12 protein-coding genes and 1 tRNA gene are annotated in these 15,510 nt (G+C 63.3%); 9 read left to right on the forward strand and 4 right to left on the reverse strand.

The features are described from left to right. Positions 1-10 precede the first annotated feature (10 nt). Positions 11-1,192 carry an alanine--glyoxylate aminotransferase family protein gene (locus CXQ89_RS15830; RefSeq protein WP_104162066.1) on the reverse strand — a complete coding sequence of 394 codons (1,182 nt, stop codon included), beginning with the start codon at positions 1,190-1,192 and terminating at the stop codon, positions 11-13. Between the two features lie 320 nt (positions 1,193-1,512). Here CXQ89_RS15830 and CXQ89_RS15835 point away from each other — a divergent pair, with 320 nt between their 5' ends. The 4 genes from CXQ89_RS15835 to CXQ89_RS15850 all read left to right on the forward strand — a co-directional run bounded on the left by CXQ89_RS15835 (position 1,513) and on the right by CXQ89_RS15850 (position 6,083). After that, positions 1,513-2,886, forward strand: a complete 1,374-nt coding sequence (locus tag CXQ89_RS15835) for an SLC13 family permease (RefSeq protein ID WP_104161971.1) — start codon at positions 1,513-1,515, stop codon at positions 2,884-2,886. Between the two features lie 64 nt (positions 2,887-2,950). Further along, positions 2,951-3,799: an enoyl-CoA hydratase/isomerase family protein gene (locus tag CXQ89_RS15840; RefSeq protein WP_104161972.1), complete on the forward strand. Its 849-nt coding sequence runs from the start codon at positions 2,951-2,953 to the stop codon at positions 3,797-3,799. Further along, a complete protein-coding gene (locus CXQ89_RS15845) occupies positions 3,796-4,986 on the forward strand; it encodes a CaiB/BaiF CoA-transferase family protein (protein WP_104055855.1) in 1,191 nt (396 codons plus the stop codon). The genes CXQ89_RS15840 and CXQ89_RS15845 overlap by 4 nt, the downstream gene beginning before the upstream one ends. 68 nt (positions 4,987-5,054) lie before the next feature. Then, positions 5,055-6,083, forward strand: a complete 1,029-nt coding sequence (locus CXQ89_RS15850; protein WP_104055853.1) for an aldo/keto reductase — start codon at positions 5,055-5,057, stop codon at positions 6,081-6,083. Between the two features lie 33 nt (positions 6,084-6,116). Here CXQ89_RS15850 and CXQ89_RS15855 read toward each other — a convergent pair whose 3' ends face one another. After that, the gene (locus CXQ89_RS15855) at positions 6,117-6,827 is read right to left on the reverse strand and encodes a hypothetical protein (protein WP_104055851.1); all 711 of its coding nucleotides are present in this window, start codon (positions 6,825-6,827) and stop codon (positions 6,117-6,119) included. 87 nt (positions 6,828-6,914) lie between these two features. Between CXQ89_RS15855 and CXQ89_RS15860 the strand changes: the two genes are divergently transcribed. Both CXQ89_RS15860 and CXQ89_RS19070 read left to right on the forward strand, forming a co-directional pair. After that, entirely contained in the window at positions 6,915-7,739 is an 825-nt protein-coding gene (locus CXQ89_RS15860) for a crotonase/enoyl-CoA hydratase family protein (protein ID WP_104055959.1), read from the forward strand. A 111-nt stretch (positions 7,740-7,850) separates the two neighbouring features. Then, positions 7,851-8,885, forward strand: coding sequence for a FadR/GntR family transcriptional regulator (locus CXQ89_RS19070; protein WP_219815628.1), 1,035 nt, complete (start codon positions 7,851-7,853; stop codon positions 8,883-8,885). On the opposite strand, the gene CXQ89_RS15870 is transcribed toward CXQ89_RS19070, so the two are convergent. Beyond that, positions 8,830-11,067: a RecQ family ATP-dependent DNA helicase gene (locus tag CXQ89_RS15870; RefSeq protein WP_104161973.1), complete on the reverse strand. Its 2,238-nt coding sequence runs from the start codon at positions 11,065-11,067 to the stop codon at positions 8,830-8,832. The two genes, CXQ89_RS19070 and CXQ89_RS15870, sit on opposite strands and share 56 nt — an antisense overlap. A gap of 128 nt (positions 11,068-11,195) precedes the next feature. Here CXQ89_RS15870 and CXQ89_RS15875 point away from each other — a divergent pair, with 128 nt between their 5' ends. Beyond that, positions 11,196-12,602: a phosphomannomutase/phosphoglucomutase gene (locus CXQ89_RS15875; RefSeq protein WP_104161974.1), complete on the forward strand. Its 1,407-nt coding sequence runs from the start codon at positions 11,196-11,198 to the stop codon at positions 12,600-12,602. Positions 12,603-12,607: 5 nt separating this feature from the next. Further along, on the forward strand, positions 12,608-13,072 hold the full coding sequence (locus CXQ89_RS15880) for a hypothetical protein (RefSeq protein WP_104161975.1): 465 nt from the start codon (positions 12,608-12,610) through the stop codon (positions 13,070-13,072). Positions 13,073-13,155: 83 nt separating this feature from the next. Here the strand turns inward: CXQ89_RS15880 and CXQ89_RS15885 are convergent, their stop codons facing one another. Further along, the gene (locus CXQ89_RS15885) at positions 13,156-15,048 is read right to left on the reverse strand and encodes a phosphoenolpyruvate carboxykinase (GTP) (RefSeq protein ID WP_104055844.1); all 1,893 of its coding nucleotides are present in this window, start codon (positions 15,046-15,048) and stop codon (positions 13,156-13,158) included. A 305-nt stretch (positions 15,049-15,353) separates the two neighbouring features. Here CXQ89_RS15885 and CXQ89_RS15890 point away from each other — a divergent pair. After that, positions 15,354-15,429, forward strand: a tRNA-Arg gene (locus CXQ89_RS15890). Positions 15,430-15,510: the final 81 nt, after the last annotated feature.

Raw genomic sequence — 15,510 nt, forward strand, 5'->3', positions numbered from 1 at the left:
GCTGTCTTTATTAACCCTGTTCCAGGACAGCCATGGCTGCTTCCAATCCGTCCTGCTTGATGGGTATTCCGCTGAGGTTCAGGCCCATCTGCACTCCTCCCAGCGTGCCGATCAGTGTCAGGTCCTCGAAGGCGCCAAGATGCCCGATCCGGAATACCTTGCCGCTCAGCTTGGACAGTCCCGCTCCGAGGGACATATCAAAGCGGTCCAGGATAGTGGCTCGGAGATCATCGGCATTGAAGCCGTCCGGGACCAGGACCGCCGTCAGAGATCCGGAATATTCGCGCGGATCCTGGCACAGTACTTCCAGCCCCCAGGCTTCCACCGCCGCCCGTGTTGCCCGGGCATGCCGCTGATGCCGGGCAAACACGTTCTCCAGACCCTCGTCAGCAAGCATGCGCAGCGCAACTTTGAGTCCGTAAAGGAGATTCGTGGAGGGCGTGTACGGCCAAAACCCGTTTTCGTTTGCTGCCAGGATGGGCAGCCAGTCCCAGAAGGACTTGGGCAACCCTGCCGTTTCCCTGGCTCTGAGTGCCTTGGCGCTGACCGCATTGAAGCTCAGCCCCGGGGGAAGCATCAACCCTTTTTGCGACCCGGAGATGGTGACGTCCACACCCCACTCATCGTGCCGGTAGTCGATCGCGCCAAGGGAGGAAATGGTGTCCACCAGCAGCAAAGCCGGATGTGATGCGGCGTCCATTGCCGCCCGTACCTCGGCAATCCGGCTGGTCACTCCGGTGGAGGTTTCGTTGTGCACACAGCAGACGGCCTGAATCTCATGTTCCCGGTCCGCCGAGAGTCTTTCTTCAACAACCGCGGGATCTATGCCGTGGCGCCAGTCCCCGGGTACCAGTTCAACAACCAGGCCCAGCTCCTCTGCCATTTTCTTCCACAGCGCCGAAAAATGGCCGGTCTCGAAACACAGGACGCGGTCTCCCGGGCTGAGGGTATTGACGAGTGCTGCTTCCCAGGCTCCTGTCCCCGAGGCCGGATAAATAATGACCGGCTGCGTTGTTCCGAACACCGGGCCGATGGCCGAGAGAATATGCCGCCCGAGCTCTTGAAAGTCCGGGCCGCGGTGATCGATGGTGGGCGCCGCAATGGCCCTCAACACTTCATCGGGACAGTTTGTTGGTCCGGGAATCTGCAAATAGTGGCGGCCGCTTGTGGCCCTGGGTCGAGAAGTTTCCATGCTGCCGTCCTCCAAGATGGCGCTTCACTGCGCCCTCGGCCAAGCTTCTGAATGGAATTTTTTTATCGCATGGGTGAACGTTAGCAGTGGGGTCCAACCCCGTCCAGCATCGTCTTTAACCAGGATTCCGATGCGTTGGCCCGCCGCGAAATGGACCAGGCAGCCTATTTGCGGGTCCTTGACGCGACGCTGTCCGCCTCTCCATACTCTCCCCCAACGGCGTGTTCCTTCCGGACATCAAAGATCGCGGCTCCCAGGGCTGTGCGACCTGTCGCGGCATATGGATCATGGCGACCCTCAACGACGTGGGAGAAGTGTAAATGTCTATTGAACTTCTATCGATCCTGGTACTAGCCGCACTATTTCTGATCGCAACCGTTCGCCCCGTCCATATGGGTGCGCTGGCGCTGGTCGCAGCTTTCATTATGGGAACCATGGTTATTGGCGAAGACGTGGATACAGTCCTGTTGGGATTTCCCGCAGACCTCTTCGTCATCCTCGTAGGCGTCACCTATCTCTTTGCACTGGCGAAGGCAAACGGAACCATTGACTGGGTGGTCGTGAAATCCGTGAGGATGGTCGGCGGCAGAATTGCGCTCATTCCATGGGTGATGTTTGCCATTACCGCCGTCATCACTTCGGTGGGCGCAGTTGTCCCGGCCGCAGTGGCAATTATTGCGCCGGTCGCCATGGGATTCGCCGTCCGGTACAAAATCCGTCCCGTCCTGATGGGCCTGATGGTCATCAACGGGGCCAGCGCCGGCGGGTTCTCCCCCATCAGCGTGTTCGGCAGCATCGTCAACGGCGTAGTGGTGCGAAGCGATCTGCCCGGCAGCCCCGGCCTGCTCTTCCTGTCCTCGCTGCTGTTCAACATCGGCCTGGGCATCGTCGTCTTCTTCATGTTTGGCGGACGCAGCTTCATAGGCCAGCGCGATATCGGCGACGGTGTCATCCGAAGCACGAGCCGGCGCACCTCGCCTGACGACGGAGCCGAACCCCAGACTGGCGGAAGCGGATCCAGGACCAGCAGGGCCGCCAATACCACCGTTCAAACCATGACGCCGTCCACCGGCGAGCCCATTCCGACGGAGAGCAGCCTGGACCGGCACAAGGTCTTTACGCTGGTGGGAATCCTCGTGCTCGCCGTAGCGGTACTGGGGTTCGGATTCGACGTCGGCTTCACGGCTGTCACCATCGCCGTCATCCTGTCCCTATTGTCGCCTGAGAGCAATAAAGGCGCAGTCAGTGCCATTGCCTGGCCCACCGTCCTGCTTCTGTGCGGCATCGTCACCTATGTGTCCCTCATGGAGCGCATCGGGACGATTGACTGGCTCGGAAATGGTGTGGCAAACATTGGCGCACCATTGTTTGCAGCCATTTTGATCTGTTTTATCGGAGCCATCGTCTCCGCCTTTGCCTCCACCACAGGCATTCTGGGGGCGCTTATTCCGTTGGCCGTCCCCTTCCTCATGACGGGTGAAGTCGGCGCCATTGGAATGATTATTGCCCTGTCAATATCCTCCTCGGTTGTTGATTCGAGTCCATTTTCCACCTCCGGCGCCCTCGTGGTGGCCAACTCCCCCGAAGACCAGCGGGATAAAGTGTTCCGCCAGCTCATGGTCTGGGGTTTTTCCATGGTGTTGATTGCCCCCGTGGCAACGTGGCTGATCTTCATTGTCCCCGGATGGAGTTAATACTTTTCCTGGATCTGCATTCGCCAGCACACTTCCCGTTTTGGATTCAAAGTCAGGACATCCCTTGATCGAAAAATTTGTATCCTCGTTCGACAACTTTGACGACCGGTTGCCGAATGTTCTGTGTTCGATGGAGAACGGTGTAGCGGTAGTTGCGATTGCCAACACCTCCGCCCGCAACGCGCTTTCGCTGAAGATGTGGAAGGACCTGGAAACCATTTTCAGGGACCTTTCCTCCGATGCCTCGGTTCGGATCATTGTGCTGCGGGGCGCAGGGACGGAAGCATTTGCGGCCGGCGCTGACATCAGCGAGTTCCCCGAACTCCGTTTCACTGCATCCTCAGCCGCCGTCTACAACGCCCAGCTGTCCCGAACGCTGCGGCGGGTGGCCGAGATTGAGATCCCCACCATCGCGATGCTGCAGGGCTTCACGGTGGGCGGAGGATGTGAGTTGGCTGCCGCATGTGATCTGCGGATAGCAGCCGATGACCTTTCCATCGGCATTCCGGTGGGCCGCCTGGGCGTCATCCTGGGGCTGACGGAATCACGGTTGCTGGTCCGCCATATCGGTGTCAATGGCCTGAAACGGCTGCTGTTCAGCGGCGAACTTGTGGGTGCAGAGCAGGCGCTGGGGATGGGACTGGTGGACGAAGTCGTGCCGGCTGCGGAACTGAACGCCAGGGTTTCCACGCTGGCTGCCGCCGTCAGGGCATCGTCTGCCACCGTAATGACTGCCGCAAAGGTCATCACCGATCTGGCCGGCACGCTCGACGATGCCGCCGCCGACCGTGTGCAGGAACTTTCCCTGCGCGCCTACGACGGAGCAGACCTGCGGGAGGGAGTCTCGGCCTTCCTGGAAAAACGCAGGCCGGTGTTCGCCGGCGGGGTCGCGGAAGGGGAACCCACCCGATGAGGCCGCTGGAGGGCGTCGTCGTGCTTGATTTGTCCCGCTACATCGCCGGCCCAACGGCCAGCATGATGCTGGCGGACCAGGGTGCTGACGTGATCAAGGTTGAGCCCCTGCCCGGCGGCGACCCGTCGCGGCAGTCCGGGCCGTTCATGGACGGCGGTGAGAGCGTCTATTTCATGTCGGCAAACCGCAACAAGCGTTCCCTCGCCGTGGATCTTCGATCGGCCGAGGGTTTGTCTGCAGTCCAGCGGATCGCTGCCGGGTGCGATGTTCTGATCGAGAACTTCAAACCCGGAACGGTGTCCCGCATGGGCTTGTCCTACAGCGACCTGGCACCCCGGAATCCCGGGCTGGTTCATTGTTCCATCAGCGGCTTCGGCAGCGGCGCTGCCGGTTCGACCATGGCAGGATTCGATCAGAACGCCCAGGGCATGAGCGGCTTCATGAGCGTGACGGGAACGGCGCAGACCGGACCACTGCGCGCGGGTATCCCTGTTGCCGATTCGAGCACCGGCCTGGTCGCCGGCTTTGCGATACTTGCCAAGCTCTTCGAGAAGGCACACACAGGCGTCGGCGGCCAGGTGTCCACGTCGCTGATGCAGACCATGACGTTCATGATGACCTACCAGGCACAGAAATACCTGAGCCTGGGCATTGTGCCAACCATGGAGGGCAACGATCACCCGCTGATCTTCCCCCAGGGCACGTTTCGGACCAGGGACGGGCACGTCACCATTGCCTCCGGGAACCAGCAAATGTGGGAAAAACTCGCGGCGGTGCTGGGGCTGGATGATCTTCTGCAGGATGCAAGGTTCAGTACAAACGAGGTGCGGCTGGACAACCGGGTTCAGCTGCGCAAACTCATGGAAGAACAGCTCGCCGGGAAGAACTCTGCGGACTGGATCAGCATCATCAACCGCGCGGGAATCCCCTGCGGACCCGTCTTGGCCATGGACGGTGTCTTTAACCATCCCCTCGCCCGGGAACTGGAGCTGACCGGTTCGGTGCACCACTCCACGTTGGGTGACATGTTGGTGCTGGGCCGTCCTGCCGACACCGGCGACGCGCCGTGGCTGCACTCCGCTCCGCCGGTCCTGGGCGAGCACAGCCATGCGGTGCTCGCCGACCACGGCTTTTCGGAGGCAGAAATCGCCGAGTACACGCGGCGCGGCATCATTGCGCAGGGATAGGGGAAGACAAGCACAGCCCTACCACGCATATGCTGTCAGTCCGACGGAATCGAGCAAAGGACCCCTCCATGGAAATGCGCCTCCTTGGCCGCAGCGGCACCGTTGTCAGCGCCTACGCCCTCGGCACCATGACGTTCGGCAACGAATCGGATCAGCACGTCTCCCATGCGCTCTTGAATACCTACGTCGAAGCCGGCGGCAACTTCATCGATACCGCGGATGTCTACACCGACGGGGCCTCGGAGGAAATTATCGGCCACTGGCTGCAGGCCCGTCCGGAAGCGGCAAGGAACCTGGTGCTGGCCACCAAGGGCCGGTTCCCCATGGGCGCCGGTCCGAATGATCTGGGTACTTCGCGCAGGCATCTGCGCCAGGCACTGGACGCGTCGCTGAAACGGCTGGGCGTGGACCACATTGACCTGTACCAGCTGCACTCATGGGATCCCCTCACCCCATTGGAAGAGACCCTTGGCTTCCTTCAGGACGCCGTCACTGCCGGAAAGATCAGCTACTACGGTCTCTCCAACTTCACCGGCTGGCAGCTGACCAAAGCCGTGTACACCGCCCGGATGCGCGGCTGGAATGAACCGGTGACCGTGCAGCCGCAGTACAACCTGCTGGAACGCGAAATTGAGTCCGAAGTAGTGCCGGCAGCGCTCGACGCCGGACTGGGTCTGCTGCCTTGGTCACCCCTTGCGGGCGGATGGCTCACGGGCAAGTACCGCAGGGAATCAGTTCCGGCGGGCAAAACACGGGTGGGAGACAATCCCGCCCGGCAGTTCCAAGGCTGGGATTTGCGCAGCAACAACGAACACACCTGGCAGATCATTGACGCCTTGAAGGCCATCGCTGATGCGCATCACGCCAGCTCTGCCCAAGTAGCCCTGGCCTGGCTTGCGGCCCAGCCCGGTGTCACCTCGGTGATCCTCGGCGCACGCACGGTGGAGCAGCTCACTGACAATCTGGGTGCCGCTAACCTCGCGCTCACTGCCGCCGAGGAAAAACAGCTTGCCGATCTGAGCCGGCCGGCCGTTGGCAACTATCCCTACGGGGCGGACGGCCGCAACCAACGTTCCCGGCAGCTGCACCCGGCGTAACCGGCGGTTTGGCAGGACACCCCCGGAAGCCGGTTAAAAGTCCTCCGGGCGAAGATTCTTGACCCACTTGCTGATTTCGTCTTCTTCAGGTGTGGTGGCTGGTTTGGCTGCCGGACCCTGTCGGGACTTGTCCGCGGAAGCGGCCGGTCCCTCCGGGGCCGTGCCCAACGGATTCGTGTCCTCCGGGGCCGCATTCTGATCTTTTGCCGTCCCGCCGGAGACCGATGAACCCGCGGCGTCCCCGGTTTTCGGAGAGACCGGCGCGTTGTCTGCAGCACCGGCGGGAGCGTCCGAGGCAGGACGCTGCGGCTGCTGGGGCACAAAGGGCTGCGGATGCATTGCGAGGTTCTCCACCGCGGCGCCTGCCGCGCGAACGCCGACGCCGGTGAACTTCGCGTAGAGCTGCACGGCTTTAATGGGATGCCCCTGGGCAATCGCTGCATACACCTGCTGGTGCGCAGTCGCGTCCAGGCGCGCATTGGCCTCCCGCGCAGCTTCAACGGACGTCCGCGGCGTCCCCGGAGCAGCCTTGGCCGGCCGTTTGGAGGTGGTCCTGCCCCCGGCCTTTGCTGCTGACGCGCCGTTCCCCGTCGCCCGCTGCGGCTTGGCTGCCGATGATTGCCGGCTTTCTCCACCCGCCGGGGATTCGCCGTCGGCCTGTTTCTTCCGCCGCTGGGCGCGGCTGATCACGAAGTTGACCGCAACAATGGCTACGACAAAAAGAACAATCACCAGGAACTCCATATACCGATCCTAGCTTTGCCCGCGGTACAGGCACCTTCCTCCCGGTATATTGACGTGCAGCCCTGCCCGCTGATCATTGGAGATGCCATGAGCCTGACCACTTCCCTGCGTTCGCTGAGCGTGCGCATTGCTGACGGAGTAGCCGAAGTTGAGCTCATCGGTCCGTCCAAGGGAAACGCGATGGGCCCTGATTTTTGGCGGGAACTCCCCGAAGTCTTTGATGCCTTGAGCGCTGACGAGAGCGTGCGCTCCGTGCTGTTGTACGGCTCCGGCGGAAACTTCAGCTACGGGCTGGATCTGCCGGCCATGGCTCCGGTCTTTGCTCCCCTGCTCTCCGCCGACGGGATGGACGCTCGCCGGCGGGAAGGCTTCCGGCGCAGCATCAGGGACCTGCAGGAGTCGGTTAATTCCCTGGCCCGCTGCGCGAAGCCTGTCATCTCGGCCGTGGACGGCTGGTGCATCGGCGGTGCGATTGATGTCATTGCCGCCACCGACATCCGCATTGCGTCCCCGGCCGCCAAGTTCAGCGTCCGGGAGGTGAAGGTTGCCATTGTTGCGGACCTGGGATCCCTCCAGCGGCTTCCCGGCATCATCGGCGAAGGACCAACCCGCCACCTCGCCCTCACCGGTGAAGATTTCGACGCCGGCCGCGCCCACCGTCTGGGCCTGGTCACGGAACTGGCGGACGACGTCGTTGGCCGCGGACGCGAACTGGCCGCCCTGGTTGCCGCGAATCCTCCGTTGGTGGTGCAGGGCGTGAAGCAGGTGATGAACCACGGCCGTGAAGCGTCCGTCCAGTCCGGGCTGGACTACGTTCAGGTATGGAATTCGGCCTTCCTGGCCAGCCGCGACTTCAATGAAGCGGCAACTGCCTTCGCTGAACGCCGTCCGGCCGTTTTCACCGGCAACTGAGGTTTCCCGCCCTGCCCTCCGCCGGGTGTACAAGCAGGCGGCGCCGTCAAGGACCGGTTCGCTCTTCTCCGACGGGCAGGCTGCCGCGCAGCAGCCCCTTAAGATAGTCGAGTGGCTGTTACCGATGAAGCGATTACCAAGATCAAGGAGATGCTCATCAGTGGGCAGCTCAAGGCTGGTGACCGGCTTCCGCCGGAGAACGAGCTGAGCGATCAGCTCGGCCTGTCACGCAGTTCGCTTCGAGAAGCCGTAAAGGCGCTGGAATTGATCCGTGTGCTGGATGTGCGGCGCGGGGACGGCACATACGTGACGAGTTTGGAACCCGGACTCCTGACGGAAACCATGGGCTTCATGGTGGAAATCCATCAGGAGAGTTCTGCCGCTGAGCTGCTGGAGGTGAGGCGCATCCTTGAACCCGGAGCTGCCGCCCACGCTGCCGGACGGATCGATTCCCGTTCCGTGGCGGCACTGCACAAGTGTCTGGAGTCCGTTCCGCCGGAGGCGTCAGCCGCCGATCTGGCCTCCCACGATTTCACGTTCCACTCCCTCATTGCACGTGCCTCCGGCAATCCCTATCTGGCCGGGCTGCTGGACTCGCTGACCGGCAGCGCTTTGCGGCTGCGGACCTGGCAGCGGATTACCGAGGCCGGAGCGGCAGAGGCTGTTCTTGGGGAACATGCGGCCATCCTCGACGCCCTGACCGTGGGCGATGCCGAGCTCGCCCGCTCCCTCATGACCGTCCATGTCTCATCCGCCGAGCGCTGGCTCCGCCGCCCTCCGGCAGAACCACCCCGCCCTGTTACCTCTTCCCGTCCGGCTACGCCGTCCAGTTCCGTTGCCCCTGCCCTTCCCAGGCGGGCCATGGCCCCGACTCCGGCGCCGGAGCCCGCCGCACCGCCCATGGCCGAAGCACCGCCCGCCGCCAAAGCGCCGAAGGAGACCCTTAAGAAAGCACCGGGGAGGGCGCCGAAGAAAACAGCTACTCTCCAGGTTCCTGCAGCGCCCCAGCTTCCTGCAACGCGCCAGGCCCGAACTCCGGCACCGCAAATCGCCCGCATCGCACCCGATCCTGCCGTGTACGAGTTGTTCGCTATGCCTTCAACGCCAGGACAAAAGGCAGCACGGAAGCCGCGCCGGCCTGCCTGAGCACCCGACCGGCTTCGGTCAGCGTCCATCGACTGTCAGCGAAGTCATCCACCAGCAAAACCGGACCGGGGTTGGCCGCAAACCAGGCTGCTCCCTCTTCAGGAACCGCAAACTGATCCCAGACGGACGCCAGGCGAAAGGCGCTGTTCCCGCCGGACCCTCCGGTGGGGCCGCCATACGGCAGCTGCAAGGCACCCAGGTACGGGATCCGTCCCAGGCTTGAGATGCCGTGTGCCAGGGATCCGACCAGTTGCGGCCGGGAGCGGGACGGAATGCTGACCACGGCTACCGGCCGCTGTTCCCAGCCCCACTGCGCCAGCACCTGCACACAGCCCTTCAAAAGGGCATCATCCACGGTGGTGTCCGCTGCTTCCGGGCCGAAAATCTCCCGCAGCCGACCGCCCCAGCCAAGATCGGTCAGGCGGGCCAACGCCCGGCCCGTGGACAGCGCCAGATCGGGCTTGATCTTTCCCTTCACCGGGACGCCCAGCCGGTCCATGCCCGAGGGATACATACCGCGCGGATCCACGTCCACGCCCACCCGGCTCAGTGCCTGCCCCGCACTGTCAGTGGCTTCCGCCGCCACCTCTGAGGAGAACCAGCGTCCGGCGCAGTTGTCACACCGGCCGCACGGAGCGGCCGCCGGATCATCGAGCTGGACGGACAGAAACTCCATGCGGCAGCCGGTGGTGCTTTCATAATCCAGCATGGCCTGCTGTTCCCGGACGCGGGCTGCGGAAATCCGCTCATACCGCTCCCGGTCATAGCTCCACGGTTCCCCGGTGCCCCGCCAGCCGCCGGAGACACGTTCCACCGCACCGTCCACCGCAAGGACCTTCAGCAGCAGTTCCAGCGGCGAGCGCTTCAGGTTCACCCGTGTTTCCAGCGCTCCGGTGGACATCACGGCCCCGGATGCGAGCTCCGCCAGCACCGCATTGGCCGGGCCTTCCGCCGGCATGGATGAAGTGGCGAAGTACTCCCAGATGTCTTTGTCCTCGGCCCCCGGAAGCAGCAGCACGTCGGCGCTCGGAGTGCCGCGGCCGGCACGTCCCACCTGCTGGTAATAGGCCACCGGCGAGGACGGAGCGCCGAGGTGAACCACAAACCCCAGGTCCGGCTTATCGAATCCCATGCCCAGGGCACTCGTGGCCACCAGTGCCTTGACCTCGTTGTTCTTCAGCGCGGCCTCGGCCTGCTCCCGGTCCGCCGGATCGGTGCGCCCGGTGTAAGCCAGGACGGGATGCCCGGCTTTTTGCAGCAGCCGGGCGGTGTCCTCCGCCGCGGAGACCGTGAGCGCATAGATAATGCCGGACCCGGGCAGCTCGTCGAGGTGGGTCAGGAGCCACCCCAGCCGCGCCTTGGCAGTGGGCAGCCGCAGCACCCCCAGACGGAGGGACTGCCGGGCCAGTGCACCGCGGATAGTGAAAACGTCTTCACCGCCGGAGGCCAGCTGTTCCTCGATGTCCTTCACAACCCGGGAATTGGCGGTGGCGGTGGTGGCCAGCACCGGAACCGAGGCGGGCAGCTGCTCGATCAGGCTGCGGATGCGCCGATAGTCCGGACGGAAGTCATGGCCCCAGTCAGAGATGCAGTGCGCTTCATCGATCACGAGCAGTCCGGAGCGGCGAATCAGTTCCGGCAGATGGGTTTCGCGGAACCCCGGGTTGTTCAGGCGTTCGGGCGATACAAGGAGGACGTCTACTTCATCGCCCTGAAGTTTGGCGGAAATCTCCTGCCACTCCAGCTGATTGGCCGAGTTGATCGCCACAGCACGCACGCCGGCCCGGGCAGCGGCAGCCACCTGGTCCCGCATCAGCGCCAGCAGCGGCGAGACGATCAGTGTGGGACCGGCACCGCGGGCACGCAGCAGCAGGCTCGCAACGAAGTAGACGGCCGACTTCCCCCAGCCGGTGCGCTGAACCACGAGGGCGCGGCGTCCGCCGGAAACCAGCGCTTCGATGGCTTCATACTGTCCCTCATGGAAGTCAGCTGAGTCATTTCCCACCAGGGCGCGGAGCAAGCCCACGGCTTCAGCCCGCAGACCGGCGCTTGCCTCCGGGGACCCTGCGCCGGCCGTACCGCCCTGTGCATCAGGCGCAACCCCATAACCGGAGTTCGAGTCCTGCTGTGCGGTTTCCTGATGTGCGGTTTCCTGGTGGGTGGTGCCTTGCCGGATATCCATACCTTCCACTATCCCAGTTGGCGCTGACTGTTTCCTCCAGCCCGGAGAACCCCTGTGGACAGGAACGGTTATGGACAGAGGCACCTTCAAGAAACCGCACCTGCGGGACTGGCCTATAGACTGTCCGGGTGACTAGTGCATTCGATCTTTCCGCGTCCTTTAAGGCCTACGACGTCCGCGGCGTCGTAGGCGAGACCATCACCCCGCAGATCGTCAAAGCCGTAGGTGCCGCATTTGTGGACGTGCTTGATCTTGCCGGTCAGACCGTTCTGGTGGGCGGGGACATGCGCCCCTCCTCTCCTGAGTTCATCAAGGACTTCGCTGCCGGCGCCACCATGCGCGGCGCCGACGTCCTCCTGCTGGACCTCATCTCCACCGATGAGCTCTACTACGCCTGCGGCGCCCTCAACGCGGCCGGTGCCACGTTCACGGCCAGCCACAACCCGGCGCAGTACAACGGCATCAAAATGGCCAAGGCCGGAGCTGTTCCCATCTCCTCCGAGACGGGCCTCTACGAGATCCAGGCCAAGGCTGAGCAGTATCTGAACGAGGGCAGCATCCCCGCCGTCGCAAAGCCGGGCCAAATCAGTGTCCGCGACATCCTGCGCGATTATTCCGAATATCTGCGGTCCCTGGTGGATCTGACCGCCATCCGGCCCCTGAAAGTGGTCGTGGATGCCGGCAACGGCATGGCCGGCCTCACCACACCGGCCGTTCTGGGCGACACGCTGCTGGCCGGGCTTCCGCTGGAAATCGTGGACCTCTATTTCGAGCTGGACGGTTCCTTCCCGAATCATCCGGCCAACCCGCTGGAGCCGGCGAACCTGGTGGATCTGCAGGCTGCCGTCGTTGAGCATGGCGCGGACCTGGGCCTGGCCTTCGACGGCGACGCAGACCGCTGCTTCGTGATCGACGAGAAGGGCGACCCGGTCAGCCCTTCGGCCATCACCGCGCTGGTGGCCCGCCGCGAAATCGCACGCGCCAAGGCCGCCGGAGAAACGACGCCGGTCATCATCCACAACCTCATCACCTCCCGCGCCGTTCCCGAACTGGTGGAGGCCGACGGCGGCCGCGCCGTCCGCACGCGCGTGGGCCACTCCTTCATCAAGGCTTTGATGGCCGAGGAAGGCGCCGTCTTCGGCGGTGAGCACTCCGCCCACTACTACTTCCGCGACTTCTACAACGCCGACACCGGCATGCTCGCGGCCATGCACGTGCTTGCAGCACTGGGTGAGCAGACGCTGCCGCTCTCTGACCTGGCCCGTGAGTACGAGCCCTACTTTGCCTCCGGCGAAATCAATTCCGAGCTCTCCGACGTTCCCGCGGCCGTGGCCCGCGTCCGGGCAGAATTTGACCGCGACGGCGTCACCGTGGATACGCTCGATGGATTGACTTTCACCGCCGATGACGGACAGTGGTGGTTTAACCTCCGCGCGTCGAACACCGAACCCTTCCTCCGGCTGAACGCCGAGGCCGAAGACCTTCCCACCATGGTGCGGGTCCGCGACCGCGTACTTGAACTAGTTAGGAACTAAAACCAATGGCTGATGTTGAACTGAACGGCTCCGAGCCCTCCGCCGAGGTCCAGGAGGACCTGAATTCGCTGCTGGGCACCGCTCTGGGCGTTGCCCAGGAGCAGCTGGAGGCACAGGGCGCCTTCCTGCCCGCCGCCCTGGTGGTCCAGAACGACGGCGAGCTGCGGATGATTGCCGTTGCTCCGGAGGAAAGCGACGAGGACCTCGACGCCGATGCCATGATCGATGACATCTACCAGGTCCTCACGGAGCAGAAGGGCGACAACCGGGCTGCAGCTGTGTTCTCCGACATCCACCTGCCGGATGAATCCACCGACGCCATCCATGTGGTGGCCGAGCACTCCGAGGGTGTCTGCATCTCCGCGATCCAGACCTACTCCGAGACCGACGGCGAGTGGACCTTCAATGAACCGCAGTGGGAGTCCGGCGACCGGCTGGTCTGGGGCACGGAAGAGTCCGGCGAGGCCTAAAGGCTTCCCGCCCCCGCCCACGCAAAAGGCCGGCGGTACCGCGCATCTGCGCAGTACCGCCGGCCTTTTGTCTGTCTGCCGGATTAGGCGGCCGCGAAGCGCTCCTTGAGCGTCTGCAGCTCGGCAACGAGGTCCTCGGGAAGGGATTCACCAAAGCGGGCGTACCATTCTTCGATGCCCGCCAGCTCCTTCTTCCATTCCTCCGGGTCAACATGCACGGCAGCCTCGACGTCGGCCGCCGTCATGTCCATGCCGGTGAGGTCCAGGGACTCTCCGGTGGGCACAAAGCCGATCGGGGTTTCCACTGCGTCGGCGGTTCCTTCGATCCGCTCGATAACCCACTTCAGCACGCGCGAGTTGTCACCGAACCCGGGCCAGGCGAATCCGCCGTCGGCCGTGCGGCGGAACCAGTTCACCAGGAAGATCTTGGGCAGCGTCTCCTGGTTGGCCTTGCCGCTGAGCGTGATCCAGTGCCGCAGGTAGTCACCGGCGTCGTAGCCCATGAACGGCAGCATGGCCATCGGGTCGCGGCGCACTACGCCCACCTGGCCGGCGGCGGCAGCCGTGGTTTCGGAGGACAGCGTGGAACCCATGAAGATACCGTTGGTCCAGTCGCGGGACTGGGTCACCAGGGGAACCGTGGTCTTGCGCCGTCCGCCGAAGAGGATGGCCGACACCGGAACGCCGTCGGGAGAGTGGTATTCCTCGGCAAGCATGTCGATCTGGTCGATCGGCGTGCAGAAACGGGAATTCGGATGGGCTGCGGGGCGGCCGGCCTCCGGCGTCCACTCGTTGCCGAGCCAGTCCGTCAGGTGCGCCGGAGCATCGTCGGTCATGCCCTCCCACCAGACACCGCCGTCATCGGTCAGGGCCACGTTGGTGAAGATGGAGTTGCCCTTGGCGATCGCCCGCATGGCGTTGGGGTTGGTGCTCCATCCGGTGCCCGGTGCGACACCGAACAGGCCGGCCTCCGGGTTGGTGGCGCGCAGTTCGCCGTTGTGGCCGAAGCGCATCCAGGTGATGTCGTCACCGAGGGTCTCGACCTTCCAGCCCTCAATCGTGGGATCCAGCAGGGCAAGGTTCGTCTTGCCGCAGGCGGACGGGAAAGCCGCCGCCACGAAGTAGTCCTTCTTTGCCGGGCTGGTGAGCTTCAGGATGAGCATGTGCTCGGCAAGCCATCCTTCATCGCGGGCCATGATGGAGGCGATGCGCAGGGCGTAGCACTTCTTGCCCAGAAGGGCGTTGCCGCCGTAGCCGGAGCCGTAGGACCAGATGGAGCGGTCTTCGGGGAAGTGCACAATCCACTTGTCATCGCTGCAGGGCCAGGCGACGTCCTGCTCGCCCTCGGCCAGCGGTGCTCCGACGGAGTGCAGGGCCGGCACGAAAAACGCGTCCAGCTCTTCCATCTTCCGCAGCACGTCGGTGCCAATACGGGCCATGATCCGCATTGAGGCAACCACGTAGGCGCTGTCAGTGATTTCGACGCCGAACTTGGGATCCTCGGCTTCTAGGTGACCCATGACGAAGGGAATGACGTACATGGTGCGGCCGCGCATGGAACCGGAGAAAAGCCCGTTGAGCTTGGCCCGCATTTCGGACGGGTCCATCCAGTTATTCGTGAAGCCGGCATCTTCCTTCTTCTCGGAGCAGATGAATGTCTGCTCCTCGACGCGTGCCACGTCCTTCGGATCCGAAAAAGCGGCAAAGGAATTAGGGAACGTCTCCGGGTTGAGCCGGACCAGGGTTCCTGCATCCACCAGCTCGTCGGTGAGGCGCTTGTTTTCCGCCTCGGAACCATCCACCCAATAAACGCGATCAGGCTGCGTCAGCTCGGCCACTTGCTGAACCCACGCAAGGAGAGCCTGGTGGGTGGTGGGGGCATCCTCGGAGGCCCCCGGTGTGTTGCTGTCCAAATGGCTAGGAGCAGCGTTGTCGCCGCTCTCATTGAGAACTAGCTGACGCGCGTCATCGCCCATGACTCTTCCCTTCGTTGGGCCAGTGGTGTGGTTTTGATGCTAGTTGTCGGTGTGCCGTGGGCCACGGCACCTAAGGTAATACCTATATCCAGCGGCGCCGGAGGTTCAGCTAGATTTCAGGGAACTTCCAGCACTAAACATACCCAGATGTGACGAAGGTCATATAGACCGGTCTAGTAACTTTACGCCGGGCACCCCCGATTAGGCGCACCCGTAAATCTGGGCTATAGTTATTTACGGCAAAACAGCCACGGAGAAACTTTGAAGGAAGGCCTCACCGGCCGGAAAATGAAGGAAATCCAGATGCGTGCGTAGCTCAACGGATAGAGCATCTGACTACGGATCAGAAGGTTGGGGGTTCGAATCCCTTCGCGCGCACCACTGAAAAACCCGGTCTAACCAGAAGAAATACTGGTGAGGCCGGGTTTTTTGCTGCCCGGAATTTCCTACCGTGACGCTCTT

This window comes from Arthrobacter sp. ZGTC212, assembly GCF_002929255.1.
In the GTDB taxonomy this organism is placed as follows: domain Bacteria; phylum Actinomycetota; class Actinomycetes; order Actinomycetales; family Micrococcaceae; genus Arthrobacter_B; species Arthrobacter_B sunyaminii.

What these genes read in the sequence shown, in the direction of transcription:
- CXQ89_RS15880 (WP_104161975.1), top strand. Translation starts at nt 12,608, where the DNA reads ATGGCTGATGTTGAACTGAACGGCTCCGAGCCCTCCGCCGAGGTCCAG.
- CXQ89_RS15850 (WP_104055853.1), top strand. Translation starts at nt 5,055, where the DNA reads ATGGAAATGCGCCTCCTTGGCCGCAGCGGCACCGTTGTCAGCGCCTAC.
- CXQ89_RS15860 (WP_104055959.1), top strand. Translation starts at nt 6,915, where the DNA reads ATGAGCCTGACCACTTCCCTGCGTTCGCTGAGCGTGCGCATTGCTGAC.
- CXQ89_RS15830 (WP_104162066.1), bottom strand. Translation starts at nt 1,192, where the DNA reads ATGGAAACTTCTCGACCCAGGGCCACAAGCGGCCGCCACTATTTGCAG.
- CXQ89_RS15835 (WP_104161971.1), top strand. Translation starts at nt 1,513, where the DNA reads ATGTCTATTGAACTTCTATCGATCCTGGTACTAGCCGCACTATTTCTG.
- CXQ89_RS15870 (WP_104161973.1), bottom strand. Translation starts at nt 11,067, where the DNA reads ATGGATATCCGGCAAGGCACCACCCACCAGGAAACCGCACATCAGGAA.
- CXQ89_RS15845 (WP_104055855.1), top strand. Translation starts at nt 3,796, where the DNA reads ATGAGGCCGCTGGAGGGCGTCGTCGTGCTTGATTTGTCCCGCTACATC.
- CXQ89_RS15885 (WP_104055844.1), bottom strand. Translation starts at nt 15,048, where the DNA reads ATGGGCGATGACGCGCGTCAGCTAGTTCTCAATGAGAGCGGCGACAAC.
- CXQ89_RS15855 (WP_104055851.1), bottom strand. Translation starts at nt 6,827, where the DNA reads ATGGAGTTCCTGGTGATTGTTCTTTTTGTCGTAGCCATTGTTGCGGTC.